23 protein-coding genes and 2 tRNA genes are annotated in these 24,792 nt (G+C 54.5%); 24 read left to right on the top strand and 1 reads right to left on the bottom strand.

What is annotated here, in order from left to right; genetic code table 11:
* Position 1 precedes the first annotated feature (1 nt).
* The 3 genes from BTJ39_RS16350 to nei all read left to right on the top strand — a co-directional run bounded on the left by BTJ39_RS16350 (position 2) and on the right by nei (position 2,289).
* Positions 2-745, top strand: a complete 744-nt coding sequence (locus tag BTJ39_RS16350; protein WP_078003760.1) for a type 2 GTP cyclohydrolase I — start codon at positions 2-4, stop codon at positions 743-745.
* 103 nt (positions 746-848) lie between these two features.
* On the top strand, positions 849-1,496 hold the full coding sequence (gene pcp, locus BTJ39_RS16345) for a pyroglutamyl-peptidase I (RefSeq protein ID WP_078003759.1): 648 nt from the start codon (positions 849-851) through the stop codon (positions 1,494-1,496).
* A 13-nt stretch (positions 1,497-1,509) separates the two neighbouring features.
* On the top strand, positions 1,510-2,289 hold the full coding sequence (nei, locus tag BTJ39_RS16340; RefSeq protein WP_078003758.1) for an endonuclease VIII: 780 nt from the start codon (positions 1,510-1,512) through the stop codon (positions 2,287-2,289).
* A gap of 46 nt (positions 2,290-2,335) precedes the next feature.
* On the opposite strand, the gene BTJ39_RS16335 is transcribed toward nei, so the two are convergent.
* The gene (locus BTJ39_RS16335; RefSeq protein ID WP_078003757.1) at positions 2,336-3,616 is read right to left on the bottom strand and encodes a citrate synthase; all 1,281 of its coding nucleotides are present in this window, start codon (positions 3,614-3,616) and stop codon (positions 2,336-2,338) included.
* 670 nt (positions 3,617-4,286) lie between these two features.
* Here BTJ39_RS16335 and sdhC point away from each other — a divergent pair.
* The 21 genes from sdhC (at position 4,287) to BTJ39_RS16230 (ending at position 23,874) form a co-directional block, all read left to right on the top strand.
* Positions 4,287-4,664: a succinate dehydrogenase cytochrome b556 subunit gene (sdhC, locus tag BTJ39_RS16330; protein WP_078003756.1), complete on the top strand. Its 378-nt coding sequence runs from the start codon at positions 4,287-4,289 to the stop codon at positions 4,662-4,664.
* Positions 4,658-5,005, top strand: a complete 348-nt coding sequence (gene sdhD, locus BTJ39_RS16325) for a succinate dehydrogenase membrane anchor subunit (protein WP_078003755.1) — start codon at positions 4,658-4,660, stop codon at positions 5,003-5,005. The genes sdhC and sdhD overlap by 7 nt, the downstream gene beginning before the upstream one ends.
* The gene (sdhA, locus tag BTJ39_RS16320; RefSeq protein ID WP_078003754.1) at positions 5,005-6,771 is read left to right on the top strand and encodes a succinate dehydrogenase flavoprotein subunit; all 1,767 of its coding nucleotides are present in this window, start codon (positions 5,005-5,007) and stop codon (positions 6,769-6,771) included. Before sdhD ends, sdhA begins: the two co-directional genes overlap by 1 nt.
* Positions 6,772-6,787: 16 nt before the next feature.
* The gene (locus tag BTJ39_RS16315) at positions 6,788-7,504 is read left to right on the top strand and encodes a succinate dehydrogenase iron-sulfur subunit (RefSeq protein ID WP_078003753.1); all 717 of its coding nucleotides are present in this window, start codon (positions 6,788-6,790) and stop codon (positions 7,502-7,504) included.
* 253 nt (positions 7,505-7,757) lie between these two features.
* Complete coding sequence (sucA, locus tag BTJ39_RS16310) at positions 7,758-10,565, top strand: 2-oxoglutarate dehydrogenase E1 component (protein ID WP_078003813.1); 2,808 nt, start codon at positions 7,758-7,760, stop codon at positions 10,563-10,565.
* Between the two features lie 14 nt (positions 10,566-10,579).
* Complete coding sequence (gene odhB / locus BTJ39_RS16305; protein ID WP_078003752.1) at positions 10,580-11,803, top strand: 2-oxoglutarate dehydrogenase complex dihydrolipoyllysine-residue succinyltransferase; 1,224 nt, start codon at positions 10,580-10,582, stop codon at positions 11,801-11,803.
* A gap of 94 nt (positions 11,804-11,897) precedes the next feature.
* Positions 11,898-13,064, top strand: coding sequence for an ADP-forming succinate--CoA ligase subunit beta (sucC, locus tag BTJ39_RS16300; RefSeq protein ID WP_078003751.1), 1,167 nt, complete (start codon positions 11,898-11,900; stop codon positions 13,062-13,064).
* Entirely contained in the window at positions 13,064-13,939 is an 876-nt protein-coding gene (gene sucD / locus BTJ39_RS16295; protein WP_078003750.1) for a succinate--CoA ligase subunit alpha, read from the top strand. Before sucC ends, sucD begins: the two co-directional genes overlap by 1 nt.
* A gap of 704 nt (positions 13,940-14,643) precedes the next feature.
* Positions 14,644-16,212 carry a cytochrome ubiquinol oxidase subunit I gene (cydA, locus tag BTJ39_RS16290; RefSeq protein WP_078003749.1) on the top strand — a complete coding sequence of 523 codons (1,569 nt, stop codon included), beginning with the start codon at positions 14,644-14,646 and terminating at the stop codon, positions 16,210-16,212.
* Positions 16,213-16,228: 16 nt separating this feature from the next.
* The gene (gene cydB / locus BTJ39_RS16285; RefSeq protein ID WP_078003748.1) at positions 16,229-17,368 is read left to right on the top strand and encodes a cytochrome d ubiquinol oxidase subunit II; all 1,140 of its coding nucleotides are present in this window, start codon (positions 16,229-16,231) and stop codon (positions 17,366-17,368) included.
* Between the two features lie 16 nt (positions 17,369-17,384).
* A complete protein-coding gene (cydX, locus tag BTJ39_RS16280; protein WP_078003747.1) occupies positions 17,385-17,489 on the top strand; it encodes a cytochrome bd-I oxidase subunit CydX in 105 nt (34 codons plus the stop codon).
* The gene (gene ybgE, locus BTJ39_RS16275) at positions 17,486-17,779 is read left to right on the top strand and encodes a cyd operon protein YbgE (protein ID WP_078003746.1); all 294 of its coding nucleotides are present in this window, start codon (positions 17,486-17,488) and stop codon (positions 17,777-17,779) included. Before cydX ends, ybgE begins: the two co-directional genes overlap by 4 nt.
* A gap of 218 nt (positions 17,780-17,997) precedes the next feature.
* Positions 17,998-18,402: a tol-pal system-associated acyl-CoA thioesterase gene (gene ybgC / locus BTJ39_RS16270; protein WP_078003745.1), complete on the top strand. Its 405-nt coding sequence runs from the start codon at positions 17,998-18,000 to the stop codon at positions 18,400-18,402.
* On the top strand, positions 18,399-19,085 hold the full coding sequence (gene tolQ, locus BTJ39_RS16265; RefSeq protein ID WP_078003744.1) for a Tol-Pal system protein TolQ: 687 nt from the start codon (positions 18,399-18,401) through the stop codon (positions 19,083-19,085). Before ybgC ends, tolQ begins: the two co-directional genes overlap by 4 nt.
* Positions 19,086-19,099: 14 nt before the next feature.
* Complete coding sequence (gene tolR / locus BTJ39_RS16260; RefSeq protein ID WP_078003743.1) at positions 19,100-19,528, top strand: colicin uptake protein TolR; 429 nt, start codon at positions 19,100-19,102, stop codon at positions 19,526-19,528.
* 28 nt (positions 19,529-19,556) lie between these two features.
* Positions 19,557-20,702, top strand: coding sequence for a cell envelope integrity protein TolA (tolA, locus tag BTJ39_RS16255; RefSeq protein ID WP_078003742.1), 1,146 nt, complete (start codon positions 19,557-19,559; stop codon positions 20,700-20,702).
* A gap of 122 nt (positions 20,703-20,824) precedes the next feature.
* Complete coding sequence (tolB, locus tag BTJ39_RS16250) at positions 20,825-22,117, top strand: Tol-Pal system beta propeller repeat protein TolB (RefSeq protein WP_078003741.1); 1,293 nt, start codon at positions 20,825-20,827, stop codon at positions 22,115-22,117.
* Positions 22,118-22,164: 47 nt separating this feature from the next.
* The gene (pal, locus tag BTJ39_RS16245; protein ID WP_078003740.1) at positions 22,165-22,680 is read left to right on the top strand and encodes a peptidoglycan-associated lipoprotein Pal; all 516 of its coding nucleotides are present in this window, start codon (positions 22,165-22,167) and stop codon (positions 22,678-22,680) included.
* Between the two features lie 9 nt (positions 22,681-22,689).
* The gene (cpoB, locus tag BTJ39_RS16240; protein ID WP_078003739.1) at positions 22,690-23,502 is read left to right on the top strand and encodes a cell division protein CpoB; all 813 of its coding nucleotides are present in this window, start codon (positions 22,690-22,692) and stop codon (positions 23,500-23,502) included.
* 165 nt (positions 23,503-23,667) lie between these two features.
* Positions 23,668-23,743: transfer RNA gene (locus tag BTJ39_RS16235), tRNA-Lys, on the top strand.
* Between the two features lie 55 nt (positions 23,744-23,798).
* Positions 23,799-23,874 (top strand) — tRNA-Lys (locus BTJ39_RS16230).
* Positions 23,875-24,792: the final 918 nt, after the last annotated feature.

The raw sequence follows: 24,792 nt of genomic DNA, 5'->3' as shown, positions 1-24,792 counted from the left end.
GATGCGCAATAGCGAACTGGAACAGATTGTTAACCGGCAGTTGAACACTGCCAGCTTTCAGGATTACGCCCCCAACGGATTGCAGGTTGAAGGCCGCCCGGAAATTAAGCGCATTGTGACGGGGGTTACCGCCTGCCAGGCGCTGCTGGACGAGGCGGTGCGCCTGCAAGCGGATGCGGTGCTGGTCCATCACGGTTATTTCTGGAAATCGGAGCCCGCGGTTATCAGCGGCATGAAACGCCAGCGTCTGAAAACGCTGCTGACCAACGATATTAATCTGTTTGGCTGGCATCTGCCGCTGGATGCGCATCCGACGCTCGGCAACAATGCGCAGCTGGCCAGCCTGTTGGATATCGAGGTCCGCGGCGAAATTATGCCGCTGGTCCCCTGGGGAGAGCTAACCACACCGCTGGACGGCGCGGCGTTTGCCCGGCACATCGGCGAGAAGCTCCATCGCCCGCCGCTACACTGCGGTGACAACGCGCCGGCGACGATTCGCCGCGTGGCCTGGTGTACCGGCGGTGGTCAGGGCTTTATCGACGAGGCGGCGGCCTTTGGCGTTGATGCTTTTATCAGCGGTGAGGTGTCCGAAAAAACCATTCATACCGCGCGCGAGTGCGGCCTGCATTTTTACGCCGCCGGCCACCATGCCACCGAACGTGCTGGTATTCGCGCTCTGGGTGAGTGGCTGGCAAAGGAACACCAGCTGGATGTCACCTTTATCGATATCGATAATCCGGCGTGAGCAGGGCAGGGACTGGTCGCAATATGCTATGCGTCGCCGGTCCACAAGCTATCGCTTTCCCGATCGTGGTGCGTCACAGAGCAAAGAAAGCTGAGGAGTTGCAATGAAAACGATACTGATTACCGCCTTTGAGCCGTTTGACGGCGAAACGCTGAACCCGTCATGGGAAGCGGTACGTCAGCTGGATAGGCGCGAGCTGGTGGGCGCAACGGTTATCGCGCGCCAGCTGCCCTGTGCGTTCGGGCAATCGCTGACGGTGCTGCAGCAAACGATTGAAAGCGTGCAGCCCGTAATGGTGCTGGCCGTCGGCCAGGCAGGCGGGCGGGCAGAGGTCAGCGTCGAGCGCATCGGCATTAACGTTGACGATGCGCGCATTGCCGATAATTGCGGTCAGCAGCCCATTGACCGGCCAATCGCCGCAGAAGGGCCGGCAGCGTATTTTGCTACCTTGCCGATCAAAGCCATGGTCGCCGCGATTCGCGAAGCGGGTATTCCGGCGGCGGTATCGCAAACCGCCGGCACCTACGTATGCAACCATGTGATGTACGGTTTGCTGCACTACCTGCATCAGCACAGGCCGCAGGTGCGCGGCGGCTTTATTCACATACCTTACCTGCCGGAGCAGGCGGTTGCCCATCCGGGGCAGGCCAGTATGTCAGCCGATAGCGTTATTCGCGCGCTGGAAGCCGCATTAACCGCCGCGCTCAGCGTTGAAGAAGACATCCGCCAGACGGGCGGCGCCACGCACTAATCACGGAGCGATTATGCCAGAGGGACCGGAAATAAGGCGGGTGGCCGACCAGCTGGAGGAGGCGGTCGGACAGCAAGCGCTGACGGAAGTGTGGTTTGCTATGCCGGCGCTGAAAACCTATGCGCCGGCGCTGGAAGGCGAACATATAACGGATATCGCAACGCGCGGTAAGGCAATGCTCACCCACTTCAGCAATGGCCTGACGCTTTACAGCCATAACCAGCTGTACGGGGTCTGGCGCATTGCTGAGGCTGACGAGACGCTGGATACCCGGCGGGTACTGCGGGTTAAACTGGCCACGCGTGAGAAACAGGCGCTGCTGTACAGCGCCTCGGATATTGAGCTGCTCAACGCCCAGGGGCTGGTGGAACATCCCTTTTTGCAGCGGGTCGGGCCGGACGTGCTTGATCCTCGTCTCAATGTGGCGCAGGTCGCCGAACGATTGCTATCGGCGCGCTTTCGCTGTCGCCAGTTCAGCGGACTGCTGCTCGACCAGGCATTTCTCGCCGGGCTGGGTAACTATCTGCGGGTGGAGATCCTCTGGCACGCCGGGCTGCTGGCGACGCATCGTAGTATGGATTTGACGCCGCAGCAGTGCCAGACGCTGTCTCAGGCGTTGATTGCGGTGCCGCGGCTTTCTTATCAGACGCGCGGGACCATGGATAAAGAGGGAACGTTTCGCTTCGAAGTGTTCCACCGCCAGGGGAAAAAGTGCCGGCGCTGTGGTGAGGCTATTCAGAAACAGACGCTGTCTTCGCGGCCGTTCTTCTGGTGTCCGGGCTGTCAGAAATAAAAACGGACGCCGCAGCGTCCGTTTTTCATCGCAGTGAAAAGCCGTTTTACTTCAGATTGGACTTAAAGCTGCGTTTCTCATAGCCGGTGTAGAGCTGGCGTGGACGCGCGATCTTCATACCTTCGTCGTGCATCTCTTTCCAGTGGGCAATCCAGCCGACGGTACGCGCCATGGCGAAAATGGCGGTAAACATGGAAATCGGAATACCCATCGCTTTCAGAATCAGCCCGGAGTAGAAGTCGACGTTCGGGTAGAGCTTACGTTCGATGAAGTAGGGGTCATTGAGCGCAATATGCTCCAGCTCCATGGCGACTTCAAGCAGGTCATCCTTCATCCCCAGCTCCTGCAGCACTTCATGGCAGGTTTCGCGCATTACGGTGGCGCGTGGGTCATAGTTTTTGTAAACGCGGTGACCAAAGCCCATCAGGCGGAAAGAGTCATTTTTATCTTTCGCCCGGCGCAGGAATTCCGGGATATGTTCGACGGTTTCGATCTCTTCCAGCATCCGCAGACAGGCTTCGTTAGCGCCACCGTGCGCCGGTCCCCACAGCGAGGCGATACCCGCAGCGATACAGGCGAACGGATTCGCTCCGGAAGAGCCCGCGGTACGCACGGTCGATGTGGAGGCGTTCTGCTCGTGATCGGCATGCAGGATCAGGATACGATCCATGGCTTTTTCCAGTACCGGGTTCACCTTATAGTCTTCACAAGGCGTGGAGAACATCATGTGGAGGAAGTTACCGGCATAGGAGAGATCGTTACGAGGATAAACAAAAGGCTGGCCAATCGAGTATTTGTAACACATCGCGGTTACGGTTGGCATTTTGGAGAGTAGTCGGAACGCTGCGATTTCGCGATGGCGCTCGATATTAACGTCCATGGCGTCATGGTAAAATGCCGCCAGCGCGCCGGTAACGCCACACATCACGGCCATCGGGTGCGAGTCACGACGGAAACCGCGGAACAGATGGGTTATCTGCTCATGGATCATGGTGTGACGGGTGACGATGGTTTTGAATTCCTCGAACTGTTTTTTGTTAGGTGCTTCGCCATTCAGCAAAATGTAACAAACTTCAAGGTAATTTGAATGTGTTGCCAGCTCATCAATAGGAAAGCCGCGGTGCAGCAGGATACCTTCATCGCCATCAATGTACGTAATTTTTGACTCGCAGGACGCTGTAGAAGTGAACCCCGGATCGAAGGTAAACAGATCGTTAGAGCCCAGATTGCGTACATCTACGACATCCTGGCCGAGGGTGCCTTTCAGCACTTTCAGCTCGATAGGCGTTCCACCTTCAAGGGTAAGCGTTGCTTTTTTATCAGCCATTTACAGTCTCCTTAGCGCCTTATAGTTGGAATCTTCGTCCTCTGAAATGCACCATGTCCGGTACTGCTTTCGCCGGGTGCCGCGCTGGTTACTCTGAGGCGTTTGCCTTCGGGTACAGAATCAAGCGCGCATGTCAGCATGAGGGCACGATAATTTTGCGTTTCAAGGATGTTAAAGATTCGATGTGATCATGACTTACTCATACAGCTTTAACCAAAACCTGATAATTCAATGTTTTTTTACTCTACAGATAAGCGTTATAGATTAACAAGATGCTCAATGTTACATAACTTGTGCTTAGGGGAAAGTGTATCCCCATAACTTTTCCGCATCATAGATTTTTTATGCGCTCGTTTGTAACAAAATTGTTGAACTTTTGTCAAATCAGATAATTAAATTTATGTAAAATATGGAAACCGTGAAAGAGATCACTGTTTCACCTAAATGTGACCAAAGAGTTTGTAGGGGAATTGTAATAAGAATGTGAAACCCCTATACTTCGGCCAGGTCTCCGGAATTCCCTGACACCAGGAGCCACCCAGCGTTTTACCGCGTCAATAACACTGGATGTTGCTGTTTTGGTGACGGTGCTCGATTTAGACGATTGTATTGTCTGGCTAGCCTTCAGGACCGGAGGAAGCAAAATAAAAAAAGCTGTGTGGGCTAAACCGTGAAAAAACAAAGACCTGTCAACTTGGATCTCACTACGATCCGGTTTCCCGTTACCGCAATTGCATCCATTCTCCACCGCGTATCAGGCGTCATCACTTTTGTTGCCGTCGGCATACTGCTCTGGTTGCTGGGTCTCTCGCTCTCATCTCCCGAAGGTTTCATGCAGGCTGCGGCCATCATGGACAGCTTTATCGTCAAATTCATCGTTTGGGGCATCCTCACTGCGCTGGCTTATCACATCGCCGGTGGGATACGTCACATGCTGATGGACTTCGGCATTCTGGGAGAAACACTGGAAGCCGGAACGCGTTCCGCACAAATCTCTTTTGTTGTCACTGTCGTGCTATCTATTCTGGCTGGAGTCCTCGTATGGTAAGCAATGCTTCTGCACTGGGGCGTAATGGTATTCATGACTGGCTGCTGCTACGCGGCGCGGCCATGATAATCGCGCTTTATGTGCTCTATATTCTCGCTTTCGTCATTATGTCCGCACCGCTGACCTATGACGTTTGGCACGGATTCTTTGCATCTAACTTCACTAAAGTATTTACCCTTCTGACGTTATTTTCCATTCTGGTGCATGGCTGGATTGGTATGTGGCAAGTGTTGACCGACTACGTTAAGTCGGTTGCCGGCCGTTTGCTACTGCAACTGGCTGTTGTCATTGTGCTATTTGTTTATGCGATTTATGGAACCGTTGTGGTGTGGGGTGTGTGATGAAATTACCTGTCAGAGAGTTTGATGCCGTAGTCGTAGGCGCTGGCGGGGCAGGGATGCGTGCTGCACTGCAAATTTCCCAGTCCGGTCAAACTTGCGCGCTACTGTCTAAAGTTTTTCCAACCCGTTCCCATACGGTATCGGCTCAGGGCGGTATTACCGTTGCCCTGGGTAATACCCATGAAGATAACTGGGAATGGCACATGTATGACACCGTTAAAGGTTCCGACTATATTGGCGACCAGGACGCGATCGAATATATGTGTAAAACCGGTCCGGAAGCCATTCTGGAACTGGAACATATGGGACTGCCTTTTTCCCGTCTTGACGATGGGAGCATTTATCAGCGCCCGTTCGGCGGACAGTCGAAAAATTTTGGCGGCGAGCAGGCTGCGCGCACCGCAGCGGCGGCTGACCGTACCGGGCATGCGCTGCTGCATACCCTCTACCAGCAGAACCTGAAAAACAAAACCACTATTTTCTCCGAATGGTATGCACTTGATCTGGTGAAGAATGCTGACGGCGCCGTCGTAGGTTGCACCGCGCTCTGTATCGAAACCGGTGAAGTGGTTTACTTCAAAGCGAAGGCGACGGTGCTGGCTACTGGCGGCGCCGGGCGTATTTTCCAGTCCACCACCAATGCGCATATCAACACCGGCGATGGCGTTGGTATGGCGCTGCGCGCTGGCGTACCGGTGCAGGACATGGAAATGTGGCAGTTCCACCCGACCGGGATTGCCGGTGCCGGCGTGTTGGTTACCGAAGGGTGCCGCGGCGAAGGGGGTTATCTGCTGAATAAACACGGCGAACGCTTTATGGAGCGCTACGCGCCTAACGCCAAAGACCTTGCCGGTCGCGATGTGGTCGCCCGCTCAATGATGATTGAGATCCGTGAAGGCCGCGGCTGTGAAGGTCCGTGGGGGCCGCACATTAAGCTCAAATTGGATCATCTGGGTAAAGAGGTGCTGGAAGCGCGCCTGCCGGGCATTCTCGAACTGTCGCGGACGTTTGCCCACGTGGATCCGGTGAAAGAGCCGATCCCGGTTATCCCAACCTGCCACTATATGATGGGCGGCATTCCGACCCGCGTCTCCGGTCAGGCGCTCGGTGTCAATGAGCAGGGCGAAGACGTGTTGATCCCCGGACTGTTTGCCGTGGGTGAGATTGCCTGCGTATCTGTTCACGGTGCTAACCGTCTTGGCGGCAACTCGCTGCTGGATCTGGTGGTGTTCGGCCGCGCTGCCGGCCTTCATCTGCAGGAATCTATTGCCCAGCAGGGTGAGCTGAAAGAGGCCACCGAGGAAGAAATTGACGCCGCGCTGGCGCGCTATAACCGCTGGGACAACAACACCTCCGGCGAAGATCCGGCTGAGCTGCGCAAAGCGCTGCAAACCTGTATGCAGCATAACTTCTCGGTGTTCCGTGAAGGCGATGCGATGGCGAAGGGTCTGCAGGAGCTGAAGGTGCTGCGCGAGCGACTGAAAAACGCCCGTCTCGACGACCGCTCCAGCGACTTCAACACCCAGCGCGTTGAGTGCCTGGAGTTGGATAACCTGATGGAAACCGCTTACGCCACGGCCGTTGCGGCGAACTTCCGTACCGAAAGTCGCGGCGCTCACAGCCGTTTTGACTACCCGGATCGTGATGACGCCAACTGGCTGTGCCATAGCCTGTATGTGCCGCAATCGGAAAGCATGACGCGCCGCGAGGTGAACATGCAGCCGAAACTGCGCGCCGCGTTCCCGCCAAAAGCGCGTACCTACTAATTGCGGAGAGAAAACGATGAGACTCGAATTTTCCATTTATCGTTATAACCCGGACGTTGATGACGCGCCGCGTATGCAGGACTATTCGCTGGAAGCGGAAGACGGGCGCGACATGATGCTGCTGGACGTTCTGATGCGGCTGAAAGATAAAGACCCGACCCTGGCTTTCCGCCGCTCATGCCGCGAAGGCGTTTGTGGTTCAGACGGCCTGAATATGAACGGTAAAAACGGTCTGGCCTGCATTACGCCGGTTTCCGCACTGGGCAACGGCAAGAAGAAAATCGTCATTCGCCCGCTGCCGGGTCTGCCGGTTATTCGCGACCTGGTCGTTGATATGAGTCAGTTTTATGCTCAGTATGAGAAGATCAAACCGTTTCTGCTTAACAACGGGGAGAATCCTCCAGCACGTGAGCATCTGCAGTCGCCGACCCAGCGTGAAAAACTGGATGGCCTGTACGAATGTATCCTCTGCGCCTGCTGTTCGACTTCCTGTCCATCATTCTGGTGGAATCCGGACAAGTTCATCGGGCCTGCGGGGCTGCTGGCGGCTTATCGCTTCCTGATTGACAGCCGTGATACCGAAACCAATCAGCGTCTTGATAATCTTAACGATGCTTTCAGCGTATTCCGGTGCCATAGCATCATGAACTGCGTCAATGTATGCCCTAAAGGGTTGAACCCGACCCGTGCTATCGGCCATATCAAATCGATGTTGCTGCAGCGCGGTGCTTAACTAAGTTGGTTCAGAACTAAGTTGATTCAGACGGGCGAATACGCCCGTCTGCTAACGGAAACCCTTGTAAGGTTTGTCTGCAACCGCCGACAGACAGGCCTTACCAGGGTTCCCTTACGGGACGAAGTGAGATGTATTTCGACTCGTATCGTTGAACTTTTACTACGGCAAGCCGTTAACGCGGCGCGGGGTTCTAAGGGATCCCATTAATCACCACGGCGAAAAAAAGCAGAAAATGCTTAAGGGCATCAACATGCAGAACAGCGCGATGAAACCCTGGCTGGACTCTTCCTGGCTGGCTGGCGCAAACCAGTCCTACATAGAGCAGCTCTATGAGGATTATCTCACCGATCCTGACTCTGTGGATGCGGTCTGGAAGACCCTTTTCCAGCAGTTACCCGGCACCGGGGTCAAACCTGAACAGTTCCACTCCCAAACGCGTGATTATTTCCGTCGTCTGGCGAAAGACAGCACGCGCTATACCGCTTCAGTCTCCGATCCCGCAACCAATTCGAAACAGGTTAAAGTCCTGCAGTTGATCAACGCTTATCGTTTCCGCGGCCATCAACATGCGAATCTTGATCCCCTCGGCTTGTGGAAGCAGGAAACGGTTGCCGATCTCGATCCGGCTTTTCATGAACTGAACGCCGAAGACTTCCAGGAATCGTTTAACGTCGGTTCCTTTGCTATCGGCAAAGAGACGATGAAGCTGGCTGATTTGGTTGCCGCGCTTAAGCAAACCTACTGCGGTTCGGTCGGCGCCGAATATATGCATATTACCAGCACCGAAGAGAAACGTTGGATCCAGCAGCGTATTGAATCCGTTGTTGGCCTGCCGAGCTTTTCCACCGAGGAGAAGAAGGGCTTCCTCAAGCAGCTTACCGCTGCGGAAGGCCTCGAGCGCTATCTCGGCGCTAAATTCCCGGGTGCGAAGCGCTTCTCGCTGGAAGGCGGCGATGCGCTGGTGCCGATGCTCAATGACATGATCCACCATGCCGGTAAAACGGGCACCCGCGAAGTGGTGCTTGGCATGGCGCACCGCGGACGCCTGAACGTTCTGATTAACGTGCTGGGTAAAAAACCGCAGGACCTGTTCGACGAGTTCTCCGGTAAACATAAAGAGCATCTCGGTACCGGCGACGTGAAATACCACATGGGCTTTTCGTCAGATGTGGAAACGGAAGGCGGTATGGTGCATCTGGCACTGGCGTTCAACCCGTCGCATCTGGAAATCGTCAGCCCGGTGGTCATGGGCTCGGTGCGCGCCCGTCTCGATCGCCTGGACAAGCCGGGTAGCAACCAGGTTCTGCCGATCACCATTCACGGCGATGCCGCTGTGACCGGGCAGGGCGTGGTGCAGGAGACGCTGAACATGTCTCTGGCGCGCGGCTATGAAGTTGGCGGTACGGTGCGTATCGTTATCAACAACCAGGTGGGTTTTACCACCTCTAATCCGCGCGATGCGCGTTCAACACCATACTGTACCGATATCGGTAAAATGGTGCAGGCACCGATTTTCCACGTTAATGCCGATGACCCGGAAGCGGTCGCTTTTGTTACCCGCCTGGCGCTGGATTATCGCAATACCTTTAAGCGCGATGTATTTATCGACCTGTTCTGCTATCGCCGTCATGGTCATAACGAAGCTGATGAGCCAAGCGCCACGCAGCCGTTGATGTACCAGAAAATTAAAAAGCATCCGACGCCGCGTAAAATTTATGCAGATCGTCTGGAAGCCGCTGGCGTAGTGAAAACGGAAGATTCAACCGAAATGGTTAATCTCTATCGCGACGCGCTGGATGCTGGTGAATGCGTGGTGCCTGCGTGGCGTCCGATGAGCCTGCACTCTTTCACCTGGTCGCCTTATCTTAACCATGAGTGGGATGAGAGCTATCCGGAAACCGTAGAAATGAAGCGCGTTCAGGAGCTGGCGAAGCGCATCAGTCAGGTGCCGGAAAGCGTGGAAATGCAGTCGCGCGTCGCGAAGATTTACAACGATCGCGCCGAGATGGCGGCGGGCAACAAGCCGTTCGACTGGGGCGGCGCTGAAAACCTCGCCTATGCCACGCTGGTGGATGAAGGCATTCCGGTTCGCCTGTCCGGTGAGGATAGCGGGCGCGGGACTTTCTTCCATCGCCATGCGGTGATCCACAACCAGGCCAACGGTTCGACCTACACGCCGCTGCACCATATTCACAGCGGTCAGGGCGAGTTTAAAGTCTGGGACTCGGTGCTTTCTGAGGAAGCGGTGCTGGCGTTTGAATATGGCTATGCCACAGCGGAACCGCGTACCCTGACTATCTGGGAAGCGCAGTTCGGCGACTTCGCCAACGGCGCCCAGGTGGTTATTGACCAGTTCATCAGCTCCGGCGAGCAAAAATGGGGGCGGATGTGCGGCCTGGTTATGCTGTTGCCGCACGGCTATGAAGGTCAGGGGCCAGAGCACTCATCTGCCCGCCTCGAACGCTATCTGCAGCTTTGCGCAGAGCAGAATATGCAGGTTTGCGTGCCTTCAACGCCGGCTCAGGTGTATCACATGCTGCGCCGTCAGGCGCTGCGCGGAATGCGCCGTCCGCTGGTGGTGATGTCGCCCAAATCTCTGCTGCGCCATCCTCAGGCGATTTCCAGCCTTGAAGAACTGGCCAGCGGCGCGTTCCAGCCGGCTATCGGTGAAATCGATGATCTGGATCCGCAGGGCGTTAAGCGCGTCGTGCTCTGTTCCGGTAAGGTCTACTATGACCTGTTAGAGAAACGCCGTAAGAACGATCAGACTAACGTCGCTATTGTGCGTATCGAACAGCTCTATCCGTTCCCGCAAAAGGTGCTGCAGGATGTATTACAGCCCTATGCGCACGTTCATGATTTTGTGTGGTGTCAGGAAGAGCCGCTGAACCAGGGTGCCTGGTACTGCAGTCAGCACCATTTCCGTGAAGCGGTGCCCTTTGGGGCTTCATTACGTTATGCCGGTCGCCCAGCGTCGGCTTCGCCAGCCGTAGGCTATATGTCCGTTCACCAGCAGCAGCAGCAAGATCTGGTTAATGATGCGCTGAACGTTGATTAATTAAAGGATAAATAATGAGTAGCGTAGATATTCTTGTTCCCGACCTGCCTGAATCCGTTGCCGATGCAACAGTCGCAACCTGGCACAAAAAACCCGGTGATAGCGTTAAGCGGGATGAAGTGCTGGTAGAAATTGAAACCGACAAGGTTGTACTGGAAGTACCGGCGGTAGCCGATGGCGTTCTGGAAACGATACTTGAGGACGAAGGTGCTACCGTTACCTCGCGTCAGGCGCTGGGTCGCCTGAAAGAGGGCAACAGCGCAGGTAAAGAAACCTCGGCGAAAGTAGAAACCAAAGAGTCGACGCCTGCTGATCGTCAGACTGCTTCGCTGGAAGATGGCGAAAGCAATGATGCGCTCAGCCCGGCGATTCGTCGTTTGATCGCCGAACACAACCTCGATGCCTCAGCAATTAAAGGCAGCGGCGTTGGCGGTCGTATCACGCGCGAAGATGTTGAAAAACACCTGGCGAAAAAACCGGCGGAAGGCAAAGCCGCGCCGGCAGCTGCCAGCGCCGCTCAGGCGCCAGCATTGGGTAACCGCAGCGAGAAGCGCGTGCCGATGACCCGTCTGCGTAAGCGCGTTGCTGAACGCCTGCTGGAGGCTAAAAACAGCACCGCGATGCTGACAACCTTCAACGAAGTCAACATGAAGCCGATTATGGATCTGCGCAAGCAGTACGGCGACGTGTTTGAAAAACGTCACGGCGTTCGCCTCGGCTTTATGTCCTTCTACATCAAAGCGGTGGTTGAAGCGCTGAAACGCTTCCCGGAAGTTAACGCCTCGATTGACGGCGAAGATGTGGTTTATCACAACTACTTTGACGTCAGCATCGCCGTTTCAACCCCACGTGGACTGGTAACGCCGGTTCTGCGCGATGTTGATGCGCTGGGCATGGCTGATATCGAGAAGAAAATCAAAGAGCTGGCGGTTAAAGGTCGTGACGGTAAGCTGACGGTTGATGAACTGACTGGCGGTAATTTCACCATCACCAACGGCGGCGTCTTTGGTTCGCTGATGTCCACCCCGATCATCAACCCGCCGCAGAGTGCCATCCTCGGGATGCACGCTATTAAAGATCGGCCGATGGCGGTCAACGGTCAGGTCGCGATCCTGCCGATGATGTATCTGGCGCTCTCCTACGATCACCGCCTGATCGATGGACGTGAGTCTGTGGGATACCTGGTGGCGATTAAAGAGCTGCTGGAAGATCCGACCCGTCTGTTGCTGGAGGTGTAATCCGTCCGGGCGCGTTGGTGTAATGCGCCCATGATTCTATGGGGTCACTGCTAAGCAGTGACCACTCATTTTCGACCTGAATGGATAGAACATCATGAACTTACACGAATATCAGGCCAAACAACTGTTTGCCCGGTACGGTCTGCCGGCTCCGACTGGTTATGCCTGCACAACCCCGCGTGAAGCTGAAGAGGCGGCATCAAAGATCGGTGCCGGTCCCTGGGTGGTGAAATGTCAGGTACATGCCGGCGGCCGCGGTAAAGCGGGCGGCGTAAAAGTTGTGAAAAGCAAGGAAGATATCCGTGCTTTCGCTGAAAACTGGCTGGGTAAGCGCCTGGTGACCTACCAGACTGATGCGGATGGACAGCCGGTTAACCAGATTCTGGTTGAAGCGGCGACTGATATTGATCAGGAGCTTTATCTGGGTGCGGTAGTCGATCGCAGTTCGCGCCGGGTGGTTTTCATGGCCTCAACTGAAGGCGGCGTGGAAATCGAGAAGGTTGCGGAAGAAACCCCGGACCTGATCCACAAAATGTCACTGGACCCGCTAACCGGCCCGCAGCCGTGGCAGGGACGCGAGCTGGCGTTTAAGCTGGGTCTGTCCGGCAAGCAGGTCAGCCAGTTCACGAAAATTTTCATGGGCCTGGCGACGCTGTTCCTCGAACGCGATCTGGCGCTGGTGGAAATTAACCCGCTGGTGATCACCAAAGAAGGCGATCTGGTGTGCCTCGACGGCAAGCTGGGCGCCGATAGCAACGCGATGTTCCGCCAGCCGGAGCTGCGCGAAATGCGCGATCCGAGCCAGGAAGACCCGCGTGAAGCGCATGCGGCGCAGTGGGAACTTAACTACGTGGCGCTGGACGGCAATATCGGCTGTATGGTGAACGGCGCCGGTCTGGCAATGGGCACCATGGACATCGTTAAACACCACGGCGGCCAGCCGGCTAACTTCCTTGACGTGGGCGGTGGCGCAACCAAAGAGCGCGTAACCGAAGCGTTCAAAATCATCCTCTCCGATGACTCAGTAAAAGCGGTATTCGTTAACATTTTCGGCGGCATCGTTCGCTGTGACCTGATTGCCGATGGCATTATCGGCGCCGTTGCCGAAGTTGGCGTCAACGTGCCGGTTGTCGTGCGCCTGGAAGGTAACAATGCAGAACTGGGCGCTGAGCGTCTGGCGGAAAGCGGTTTAAACATTATTGCAGCAAACAGCCTGACTGACGCGGCGCAGCGCGTTGTTGCCGCAGCGGAGGGTAAATAATGTCCATTTTGATCGACAAAAACACCAAAGTAATCTGCCAGGGCTTCACCGGCGGACAGGGTACCTTCCATTCAGAGCAGGCGCTGGCTTACGGTACGCAGCTGGTTGGCGGCGTTACGCCGGGTAAAGGCGGTACGACTCATCTTGGCCTGCCGGTATTTAATACCGTGCGCGAAGCGGTGCAGGCCACCGGCGCCACCGCAACGGTCATTTACGTCCCCGCGCCGTTCTGTAAAGACGGCATCCTGGAAGCGATTGATGCGGGCATCAAGCTTATCATCACCATCACCGAAGGGATTCCAACGCTGGATATGCTGACGGTTAAAGTGAAGCTGGATGAAGCCGGCGTGCGTATGATTGGACCGAACTGCCCGGGCGTCATCACTCCAGGCGAATGCAAAATCGGCATCATGCCTGGCCATATTCACAAGCCTGGCCGCGTGGGCATCGTTTCCCGTTCTGGCACCCTGACCTATGAAGCGGTAAAACAAACCACCGATATCGGTTACGGTCAGTCTACCTGTGTGGGCATCGGCGGTGACCCGATTCCAGGCTCTAACTTCATCGACATCCTGAAAATGTTCCAGGACGACGCGCAAACCGAAGCTATCGTAATGATCGGCGAAATCGGCGGCAGCGCGGAAGAGGAAGCGGCTGCCTTTATTAAGGAGCACGTGACCAAGCCGGTGGTCGGCTACATTGCGGGTGTAACGGCGCCTAAAGGCAAGCGCATGGGCCATGCCGGCGCTATTATCGCTGGCGGTAAGGGCACTGCGGATGAGAAGTTTGCGGCTCTTGAAGCGGCGGGCGTTAAAACGGTTCGCAGCCTGGCTGATATCGGCGACGCCGTTAAAGCGGTGCTGCCTGCTAAATAATAATTAAAATATACTCGACATACTGGCCGCCTTCGGGCGGCCTTTTTTTTGCCACGCTCACAAAAAAACCATTTTTAGCCTTTTACCACGCCAGAATGCGCTAAACAGCCTATCCTTACTGCAGGATGGCATTTCCTGTTTTGGGTTTGAAGTCAGCGTTGGGCTATGATTAGCGCGAAAAAATAACAGCTGGCAGAAAGTGGGAAAGAGGAGGAAATAAGGCGGACAAGTTAAATATATGTGAATCACATTGTTAATATAAAATAACATTAGGTTATGTTTAAGATGATTTTGCAGCCTTGGGTAAACATATATTTAACATCAATGTAATCCGTTGCGTAAATCGTATTTATACCTTGATTTGAGTCAAGAAGTTGGTATTTATATGCGATGTTTGTGGTGGAAAAGGCTGAAATTTTCCGATTAAATTGTTCTGTATCAATCTGAAGAACATACCGATTAATTAAAAAATTGCGCTATATACAGTTTTAATCCGGATAGGGATTACCCGATTTTCTGACGGATGTTCCGGAAATGGCTATTCCGGTTGGTTAATATGTCACTCATAACGATTTAATCAAGATTGGAGGTAGCACCCGTGGTGTTTACCTCCGTAGTGTTATTTGAGCAGGCTAAAGTTTATCCGGGCGCGCTGATCGCATAAATACGTACCGGGTGCTGAAAGCCAGGAGCAAGGAGTCAAGATGTTTGATATCGTCGAGCTGTCGCGCTTACAGTTTGCTTTGACGGCGCTATATCATTTCCTCTTCGTCCCGCTAACGCTAGGTATGGCGTTTTTGCTGGCGATAATGGAAACGGTCTATGTGCTGTCCGGCAAGCAAATCTATAAAGACATGACCAAGTTCTGGGGCAAGTTATTTGGTATTAACTTTGCGCTGGGCGTGGCGACCGGTCTGACCATGGAATTTCAGTTCGGTACTAACTGGTCCTATTATTCCCACTACGTCGGCGATATCTTCGGCGCTCCGCTGGCAATTGAAGGCCTGATGGCTTTCTTCCTTGAATCCACATTCGTTGGGCTGTTCTTTTTTGGCTGGGACCGGCTGAGCAAAGTGCAGCATATGGCGGTTACCTGGCTGGTCGCGCTAGGTTCTAACCTCTCGGCGCTGTGGATTCTGGTCGCCAACGGCTGGATGCAAAACCCCGTGGCTTCTGAATTCAACTACGAAACTATGCGCATGGAAATGGTCAGCTTTGCCGACCTGATATTTAACCCGGTTGCGCAGGTTAAGTTCGTTCATACCGTCGCGGCCGGTTACACCACCGGCGCCATGTTTATTCTCGGCGTCAGCGCTTACTACATGCTGCGTGGCCGCGACTTCGCCTTTGCTAAGCGTTCATTCGCCATCGCGGCAAGCTTTGGCATGGCGGCTGTGCTGTCGGTTATCGTGCTCGGCGATGAGTCCGGCTACGAAATCGGCGACGTGCAAAAAACCAAGCTGGCGGCGATTGAGGCAGAGTGGGAAACCCAGCCTGCTCCGGCGGCCTTTACCCTGTTTGGCATTCCGCATCAGGAGTCTGAAAAGAACAGCTATGCGATCAAGATTCCCTATGCGCTGGGGCTGATTGCCACCCGATCTCTGGATAAGCCGGTCATCGGCCTGAAGGAGCTGATGGCGCAGCATGAAATCCGCATTCGCAACGGTATGAAGGCCTATCAGCTGCTGCAGGAGCTGCGTAGCGGCAATACCGACCCGGCCGTACGCGAAGCGTTTGAAAAATCCAAGCAGGATCTGGGATATGGTCTGCTGCTGAAACGCTATACCTCTAACGTGGCCAACGCCAGTGAAGAGCAGATCGCCAAAGCGACGAAGGACTCCATCCCCGATGTGGCGCCTGTCTACTTCTCATTCCGTATCATGGTGCTGTGCGGCGTGCTGATGCTGCTGATTATCGGCTGTTCCTTCTGGTCGGTGCTGCGTAATCGCATTGGTAAAAGTACCTTCCTGCTGCGCTGCGCGCTGTACGGCATTCCGCTGCCGTGGATCGCCGTAGAGTCCGGCTGGTTTGTTGCCGAATACGGCCGCCAGCCCTGGGCCATCGGTGAAATTCTGCCAACTGCGGTGGCGAACTCCTCGCTAACGGTTGGCGATGTATTGTTCTCGATGTTCCTGATCTGTGGTCTTTATACGCTGTTTTTAGTGGCTGAAATGTACCTGATGTTCAAATATGCGCGTCTGGGTCCAAGCAGCCTGAAAACCGGGCGTTATCATTATGAGCAGTCAAACGTAGCCTCACAGCCGGTTCGTTAAGACAGGAGTCCACGAGATGTTAGATTATCAAGTATTGCGTTTTATCTGGTGGCTACTGGTCGGGGTGCTGTTTATTGGCTTCGCCGTCACCGACGGATTTGATATGGGCGTCGGTATGCTGTCGCGCCTGATTGGGCGGACTGATACCGAGCGCCGCATCATGATTAACAGCATTGCGCCGCACTGGGACGGCAACCAGGTATGGTTGATCACTGCCGGGGGCGCGCTGTTCGCCGCCTGGCCGATGGTATATGCCGCGGCCTTTTCCGGATTCTATGTCGCCATGATTCTGGTGCTGGCTTCGCTGTTCTTCCGGCCGGTGGGTTTTGATTACCGTTCCAAGATTGAAGATGTGCGCTGGCGTGGCATGTGGGATATCGGCATTTTCATCGGTAGCCTGGTGCCGCCGCTGGTTATCGGCGTCGCGTTTGGCAACCTGCTGAAAGGCGTGCCTTTCCATTTTGATAACGACCTGCGCCTGTTCTATACCGGTAATTTCTTCCAGCTGCTGAATCCGTTTGGCCTGCTGACCGGCATCGTCAGTCTGATGATGTTTTTGACTCAGGGCGCGACCTATCTGCAGATGCGTACCAACGGCGAACTGAATCTGCGCTCGCGCACCTTCGCTCAGGTTTCCTCACTGGTCATGATGGTGTGCTTCATTCTGGCAGGCGTCTGGGTGGTGTATGGCATCGAAGGCTATGTGATCACGTCTGCGATCGGCCCCGATGGCGTATCTAATCCGCTGAATAAAGAAGTGGCTCGTCAGGCCGGTGCATGGCTGGTGAATTTCCACAATGCGCCCGTGCTGTGGTTGTTCCCTGTACTGGGCGTGGTGTTGCCGCTGCTGACGACGCTTTGTTCTCGGGTTGGCAAGGGAGCCTGGGCGTTTCTGTTCTCTTCGCTGACCATCGCTTGCGTCATCATGACCGTCGGTATTGCGCTGTTCCCGTTCATCATGCCGTCAAGTACGTCGATGTCCAGCAGCCTGACCATCTGGGATGCAACCTCCAGTCAGCTGACGCTGCAGGTGATGCTGTATGCGGCGATTATCTTTGTACCGATTATTCTGGCGTACACCATCTGGTGTTACTACAAAATGTTCGGACGCATCACTAAAGAGCATATCGAGAGCAACACGCACTCGCTTTACTAAGTTAAGGAGACGCAACATGTGGTATTTCGCCTGGATTCTTGGCACTTTGCTGGCATGCGCCTTCGGTATTATTACGGCGCTGGCGCTTGAGCATATCGAAACGCTTAAAGCAAAAGAATGAAAATGCTGATTGCGCAAATATGGCAGCACATGGACAGAAGGCCGTTACGCCTGCTGTCCCTGCTGCTGGCGCTGTGGCTGGCCGGCTGTCTGTTCTGGGCGCCGGCGCGCTTCGCCTCCCATACCAGCACGCTGTCTCTCTGGCAGGGACTGATTATCATGTGGGGAATATGTGCGAGTGTGGTTTTTGGCGTTGGGTTTCAGCCGCAAAGGCTGCGCTGGAAAACGCTGTTCCTGCCGTTACCGGCGGTAGTGGTCGTGGCCTGCGGGCTGGCTTTCTTCTATTTCTGATAATCTCCGGGGCGCGATTGCCGCGCCTCACTATTTTTTCTTCGCTCTGTCCAGTTTTGTCAGCTTTTGTCTAAGAATCATCTCGAAAATCTTTCTGGTTGTTAGTAACAGATATTTATTTTATTTACCCTCGGTGAATCCATTCCAAAGGCGTTGGCTCTTGCGTATAGTAGCAACGTTTTTGGTTTTAACGTCAACGTGCATTACCAGGATGTAAAGTGAGTACAGCGTTGTTTCGATGGCCGGTACGGGTTTACTACGAAGACACTGACGCCGGCGGTGTGGTTTACCATGCCAGCTACATTGCTTTTTACGAACGGGCCAGAACGGAAATGCTGCGTCAGCATCACTTCAACCAGCAGGTTTTGTTAGCGCAACAGGTTGCTTTTGTCGTCCGGCGCATGACGGTGGAATATCATGCTGCTGCCCGGCTTGACGACCTGCTGGAAGTACAGTGTGAAGTTGCTGCGATGTCTCGCGCTACCATGACGTTTGCCCAACGAATTATTAATGCGGACGGTCGGCTGCTGAATGAGGCAGAAGTCCTGATCGCCTGCATCAATCCATATCAGATGAAGCCTATCGCGCTTCCTAAGTCTATTGTCGCGGAGTTCAAGCAGTGACTGACATGAACATTATTGATTTGTTCCTGAAGGCCAGCCTTCTGGTGAAACTTATCATGTTGATTTTGATCGGCTTCTCAATCGCTTCCTGGGCGGTAATCATTCAAAGAACGCGGATTCTGAACTCCGCAGGGCGTGAAGCCGATGCGTTTGAAGACAAGTTCTGGTCCGGGATTGAACTATCCCGCCTTTATCAGGAGAGCCAGGCGCGTCGCGATGAGCTTTCAGGCTCGGAACAAATTTTCTATGCCGGTTTTAAAGAGTTCGCCCGATTGCATCGGGCGAACAGCCACGCGCCTGAAGCGGTGGTCGAGGGCGCGTCGCGGGCGATGCGCATTTCCATGAACCGCGAGCTTGAGGCGCTGGAAACGCACATTCCATTCCTCGGCACCGTCGGTTCAATCAGCCCCTATATCGGCCTGTTTGGTACGGTCTGGGGGATCATGCACGCCTTTATAGCGCTCGGCGCGGTTAAGCAGGCAACGTTGCAGATGGTCGCACCCGGTATCGCTGAGGCGCTTATCGCCACGGCTATTGGCCTTTTTGCCGCCATTCCTGCCGTTATGGCCTATAACCGCCTTAATCAGCGGGTAAATAAGCTTGAACTTAGCTATGACAACTTCATGGAAGAGTTTACCGCGATTTTGCACCGTCAGGCTTTCTCCAGCGAGAACAGTAAATAAGCAGGAGGTAGCGTATGGCCAGAACCCGAGGTCGTAACAGTCGCGCGCTGAAGTCGGAAATCAATATTGTTCCACTGCTTGATGTGCTGTTGGTACTGCTGCTTATTTTTATGGCAACGGCGCCCATCATCACGCAAAGCGTCGAGGTAGATTTACCTGATGCAACGGATTCTAAAACGGTTTCAAATGACGATAACCCGCCGGTTATCCTCGAAGTGTCCGGCGTCGGGCAGTACAGCCTGGTCGTCGATCACGATCGAATGACGCAGTTACCGCCCGAGCAAGTGATTGCAGAAGCGCAGCGTCGTATGGAAGCGAATCCGAAAACTGTCTTCCTGATTGGGGGAGCAAAGGACGTGCCTTACGATGAAATTATCAAGGCGTTGAATCTGCTGCATCAGGCGGGTGTTAAATCCGTGGGCCTGATGACGCGCCCGATTTAATTCAGCGAACCAGTTTGGGAAAGCGAGAGTGTCGAAGGCAACTGAGCAGAACGATAAGTTAAAACGGGCGATAATCATTTCGGTAGTGCTGCATATTTTGCTGATTGCGCTGCTGATCTGGAGCTCGTTTGACGAAAATATTGATGCCAGCGCCGGTGGCGGCGGTGGCGACATTGATGCCGTAATGGTCGATCCCGGTGCGGTTGTAGACCAGTATAATCGCCAGCAGAACCAGCAGGCAGATAGCCAGCGCGCCGAGCAGCAGCGAAATAAACAGGCTAAGCAGCAGGCTGAAGAATTACAGCAAAAACAGGCCGCAGAACAACAGCGTCTGAAAGAGATGGAAAAAGAGCGCCTGCAGGCTCAGGAGCAGGCGAAGCAGCAGGCAGAAAAACAGGCCGAGCAGCAGCGTCAGGCTGAGCAGGCCGCGAAGCAGGCTCAGGAGCAGCAGAAGACGGCTGAAGCCGCTGCCGCCAAGGCTAAAGCGGATGCTAAAGCACAGGCTGATGCGCAGGCGAAAGCCGCCGCGGACGCTAAAGCGAAGGCCGACGCCGAAGCAAAAAAAGCCGCCGCTGCTGCTAAGAAGCAAGCGGAAGAAGAGGCCAAACAGGCTGCTGAGAAGGCGGCGAAGCAGAAAGCTGCTCAGGAAGCTAAAGCTGCCGCAGAGGCAAAAGAAAAAGCGGCGGCGAAAGCCAAAGCTGAAGCCGAAGCAAAGGCCAAAGCGGACGCTGAGAAAAAGGCCGCGGCAGCAGCGAAAGCTAAAGCCGCTGCGGCGGCAAAGAAAGAAACGGGTGAAGTAGACGATCTGCTTGGCGGTCTGGCTTCCGGTAAAAATGCGCCGAAGCAAGGCAAGGGCGGTGCCGCCGCCGGACAGGGTAATCAGACTAAAGCCGGGGTGAATGGCGCGGATGTCAGTAACTATGCCAGCCAGATTCAGTCGGCGATTCAGAGTAAGTTTTACGATGCCGATTCTTTTAAAGGGCAGGAGTGCACGTTGAAAGTCAGGCTGGCGCCCAACGGCGGATCGTTGATTGACGTTCAGGCTCAGGGCGGCGATTCTGCCTTGTGTCAGGCGGCATTATCCGCTGCGCGGCAGGCGATTATTCCGAAACCGCCCAGCCAGGCGGTGTATGAGGCGCTTAAAAACGCCCCGGTTTATTTTAAGCCGCAATAATTACTAACGCATGGTGTTTGGATCTGCTATCCGCATGCCATACTCTTAAAGCTGGTTTGTCATCATAGTTGCTAAAAGACTGCTATTTATCGTGGACGTTTGGTTCAGATAAGGGAGAAAAGATGAAGCAGGTATTTCGTATCGCGTTAAGCTTTTTACTGCTGTTTGCAGCCGCGCTGCATGCAGAAGTCCGAATCGAAATCACCCAGGGGGTCAATACGGCCCGTCCTATCGGGGTGGTGCCTTTTAAATGGCAGGGCGCCGGTGCGCCCCCACAGGATATTGCCGGTATTATCGCAGCTGACCTGCGTAACAGCGGTAAATTTAATCCGCTGGACCAGTCGCGTTTGCCTCAGCAGCCAACCTCTGCGGCTGAAGTGCAGCCAGCGGCATGGACCGCGCTGGGAATCGACGCGGTGGTTGTCGGCCAGATCCAGCCGGGCGCCGATGGCAGCTACACCGTCTCCTGGCAGCTGGTTGATACCTCCGGTTCTCCAGGCACCGTACTGGCGCAGAACCAATATAAGGTGACCAGCCAGTGGCTGCGCTATGCGGCCCACACTGCCAGTGATGAGGTTTTCCAGAAGCTTACCGGTATTAAAGGTGCCTTCAGGACGCGCATCGCTTATGTTGTTCAGACCAACGGCGGCAAATATCCCTATGAGCTGCGCGTGTCAGACTATGATGGCTACAATCAGTTTGTCGTGCATAAAGCATCTGAACCGCTGATGTCGCCTGCCTGGTCACCGGATGGCAAACGACTGGCCTATGTCACCTTTGAAAGCGGACGCTCTGCGCTGGTTATTCAGACTCTGGCGACCGGTGCTATTCAGAAAGTCGCTTCTTTCCCCGGACACAATGGCGCGCCGGCCTTTTCTCCGGACGGCACCAAGCTGGCCTTCGCGCTGTCAAAAACCGGCAGTCTGAATCTGTATGTGATGGATCTCGCTTCAGGGCAGATTCGCCAAATTACCGATGCCTCATACAACAGCACCGAACCTTCATGGTTCCCCGACAACCAGACGCTGGTTTATACCTCTGACCAGGCTGGGCGTCCGCAAATTTATAAAATTAATATTAACGGTGGAGCCCCGCAGCGCCTGACCTGGAATGGTCCACAGAATCAGGACGCCGATGTGAGCTTCGACGGTAAATCAATGGTGATGATTAGCACGGTTAGCGGTTCGCAACACGTCACCCGACAGGATCTGGAAACGGGAGCCGTTCAGACTTTAACGGACACGTTCCTGGATGAAACGCCAAGTCTGGCGCCGAATGGCACAATGGTTATCTACAGCTCTACTCAGGGTATGGGATCGGTGCTTAATCTGGTGTCGACCGATGGTCGTTTTAAAGCGCGTCTTCCGGCGACTGATGGACAGGTCAAAGCACCTGCCTGGTCTCCGTATCTGTGATGCATATTAAATATGTATAGCAAACAAACAATAATAGGAATGAAACAATGCAACTGAACAAAGTGCTGAAAGGCTTTATGCTGGCACTGCCAGTTATCGCCGTAGCTGCATGTAGCTCACACAAAAATAATAACAATGACCAGTCCGGCATGGGTGCTGATGGCGCTAACGGTTCGGGAATGACCAACGGCGACATGTCTTCATCTGAGCAGGCGCGTCTGCAAATGCAGCAGCTGCAACGCAACAACATCGTCTACTTTGGTCTGGACAAATACGGCGTAACGCCTGAATACATGCAGGTGCTCGACCAGCACGCTGCATTCCTGCGTAGCAACCCGTCTTATAAAGTGACTATTGAAGGTCACGCTGACGAACGTGGCACGCCGGAATACAACATCGCGCTGGGCGAACGTCGTGCAAACGCCGTTAAAATGTACCTGCAGGGTAAAGGCGTTGCCGCTGACCAGATGTCTATCGTTTCTTACGGAAAAGAAAAACCAGCCGTACTGGGCCACGACGAAGCAGCCTATGCTAAAAACCGTCGTGCCGTACTGGTTTACTAAGAGAGCAACATGATTAGTAACTTCAGATCTCGTTTACTGAGTCTGTCGTTATTGATTGGCGTAGCGGCCCTCGGGGCCGCTAATGCCCAGGCGTCAATCAGTAGCGTTGGCTCTGGCTCGGTGGAAGACCGCGTCACAACCCTTGAGCGCATTTCTAATGGGCAGGCTCAACTTCTGCAGCAGCTTCAGCAGCAGCTCTCCTCAACGCAAAGCGATATGGATTCCCTGCGCGGTCAGATTCAGGAAAATCAGTATCAGCTTAGCCAACTGGCGGAACGCCAAAAAGATCTCTATCAGCAGATGGACAAACTGAGCAGTGCCGGCAGCAGTAACGGCGCTCAGCAATCTGCGGGTGACTCCGGCACGGCGGCCGGTGCGGTTAACAGTGCGGCAGGTAACGAAGCCGCAGCCAGTAGCGGCGTAGATGCGGCAGCGGCGACGCAAAGCGGCGATGCTAACACCGACTACAACGCGGCGGTGGCACTGGTTCTGGAGAAAAAGCAGTACGATAAGGCAATCAGCGCCTTCCAGGCTTTTGTTAAAAAATACCCTGACTCAACTTATATTCCCAATGCCAACTACTGGTTAGGGCAGCTAAGTTACAACAAGGGTAAAAAAGACGACGCGGCTTACTACTTCGCGACCGTGGTGAAAGATTATCCTAAATCACCCAAAAGCGCCGACGCCTTGTATAAGGTAGGTATTATCATGCAGGAGAAGGGCGATAGCGGCAAAGCTAAAGCCGTTTACCAGCAGGTGATCAAACAATACCCGAATACCGAGGCGGCCAAACAAGCGCAAAAACGCCTTTCTTCCTCGTGATAATGATGGTTTGACCAGATTTCGTTGCATTTCTGGTCATACCGCATGAAAGGTAAGCAGTTGGCGGAGTTATTGAAAAATAAGGGTTGCGCTGAAACTTCAAATCAGTAATATATGCCGCCGTTGCCGGGACATTTGTAAAGTGGTCCGGTAGGTTAGCAAAGTGGGTCGTTAGCTCAGTTGGTAGAGCAGTTGACTTTTAATCAATTGGTCGCAGGTTCGAATCCTGCACGACCCACCACTTTAAGCAGCGTTAGTATCGTCGTTGCTTAACGCAGTACAGATAAAGCAGCAATGGGTCGTTAGCTCAGTCGGTAGAGCAGTTGACTTTTAATCAATTGGTCGCAGGTTCGAATCCTGCACGACCCACCATTGTAGAGAGGCGCCCTAAAGGCGCCTTTTTGCTTTTGTAAAATCGATAACTTTATTTCACCTACGGTGGGCTGTTTATTTCACCCACGGTGGAGTATTCCGTTCGCCTGCACGGCCAGTGCCATAGTTGCCCGCCGCTGCGGGCGACCGGCAAGGGGCCATCAAACGTCATGGCCCCTTGACCCCGGACTTTGGGCAGTTTCTGCGTGGCTGCGCTATGCCCTCGCTACTTCAGCCCGCCGTACGGGCCGTTCGCGATGCGTTCCCGACGCAGCGCTTACTTTCGCCGCCTCCCTGCGGCTCACCCTGGCGGGCTTCATTCGTTCGGCGCAGAAAAGCCTGTTGGCGCAGGTTTGCTGAAACGGCATCCGTTTTTAATCGATAACGGCGTTAGGGCTGGTTTGTTGCTGTTCACCAGCGGTGGAGTATTCCGTTCGCCTGCGCGGCCAGTGCCATAGTTGCCCGCTGCTGCGGGCGACCGGCAAGGGGCCATCAAACGTTATGGCCCCTTGACCCCGTACTTCCGGCAGTTTCTGCGTGGCTGCGTCCGACCCTCACGCATGTAGCCCGCCGTACGGGCCGTTCGCGATGCGTTCCCGACGCAGCGCTTACTTTCGCCGCCTCCCTGCGGCTCACCCTGGCGGACTTCATTCGTTCGGCGCAGAAAAGCCTGTTGGCACAGGGTTGTGGGAAACGGCATCCGTTTTTTAATCGATAACGGCGTTAGGGCTGCGCTTGTTGAAAACGGCATTCGTTTTTTATTAAAAAAGCAAAAACCAGGTTGCTGACATCCAGCCCGGCGCAGACCTGCTTTTATCTTTTTACTTAGGGAGGAGAAGGCCCGGCTGATTTCAGCAGGCTCGCGGCCATGGATGGCCGTGTGCCAGGCCACACGGACGTGCTTGCTCCGGTGCGGAA

The organism is Izhakiella australiensis, from assembly GCF_002006995.1.
GTDB classification, from domain to species: Bacteria; Pseudomonadota; Gammaproteobacteria; order Enterobacterales; family Enterobacteriaceae; genus Izhakiella; species Izhakiella australiensis.
The sequence above is the reverse complement of the archived record's forward strand: the minus strand, read 5'-3'. Positions and strand labels throughout refer to the sequence as shown.

Coding starts and splice junctions, on each gene's coding strand:
- sdhA (WP_078003754.1), top strand. CDS start 5,005: ATGAAATTACCTGTCAGAGAGTTTGATGCCGTAGTCGTAGGCGCTGGC.
- odhB (WP_078003752.1), top strand. CDS start 10,580: ATGAGTAGCGTAGATATTCTTGTTCCCGACCTGCCTGAATCCGTTGCC.
- BTJ39_RS16350 (WP_078003760.1), top strand. CDS start 2: ATGCGCAATAGCGAACTGGAACAGATTGTTAACCGGCAGTTGAACACT.
- BTJ39_RS16315 (WP_078003753.1), top strand. CDS start 6,788: ATGAGACTCGAATTTTCCATTTATCGTTATAACCCGGACGTTGATGAC.
- cydB (WP_078003748.1), top strand. CDS start 16,229: ATGTTAGATTATCAAGTATTGCGTTTTATCTGGTGGCTACTGGTCGGG.
- pcp (WP_078003759.1), top strand. CDS start 849: ATGAAAACGATACTGATTACCGCCTTTGAGCCGTTTGACGGCGAAACG.
- sucA (WP_078003813.1), top strand. CDS start 7,758: ATGCAGAACAGCGCGATGAAACCCTGGCTGGACTCTTCCTGGCTGGCT.
- BTJ39_RS16335 (WP_078003757.1), bottom strand. CDS start 3,616: ATGGCTGATAAAAAAGCAACGCTTACCCTTGAAGGTGGAACGCCTATC.
- nei (WP_078003758.1), top strand. CDS start 1,510: ATGCCAGAGGGACCGGAAATAAGGCGGGTGGCCGACCAGCTGGAGGAG.
- ybgE (WP_078003746.1), top strand. CDS start 17,486: ATGAAAATGCTGATTGCGCAAATATGGCAGCACATGGACAGAAGGCCG.
- pal (WP_078003740.1), top strand. CDS start 22,165: ATGCAACTGAACAAAGTGCTGAAAGGCTTTATGCTGGCACTGCCAGTT.
- cydA (WP_078003749.1), top strand. CDS start 14,644: ATGTTTGATATCGTCGAGCTGTCGCGCTTACAGTTTGCTTTGACGGCG.
- sdhD (WP_078003755.1), top strand. CDS start 4,658: ATGGTAAGCAATGCTTCTGCACTGGGGCGTAATGGTATTCATGACTGG.
- tolB (WP_078003741.1), top strand. CDS start 20,825: ATGAAGCAGGTATTTCGTATCGCGTTAAGCTTTTTACTGCTGTTTGCA.
- tolR (WP_078003743.1), top strand. CDS start 19,100: ATGGCCAGAACCCGAGGTCGTAACAGTCGCGCGCTGAAGTCGGAAATC.
- cpoB (WP_078003739.1), top strand. CDS start 22,690: ATGATTAGTAACTTCAGATCTCGTTTACTGAGTCTGTCGTTATTGATT.
- sucC (WP_078003751.1), top strand. CDS start 11,898: ATGAACTTACACGAATATCAGGCCAAACAACTGTTTGCCCGGTACGGT.
- sucD (WP_078003750.1), top strand. CDS start 13,064: ATGTCCATTTTGATCGACAAAAACACCAAAGTAATCTGCCAGGGCTTC.
- cydX (WP_078003747.1), top strand. CDS start 17,385: ATGTGGTATTTCGCCTGGATTCTTGGCACTTTGCTGGCATGCGCCTTC.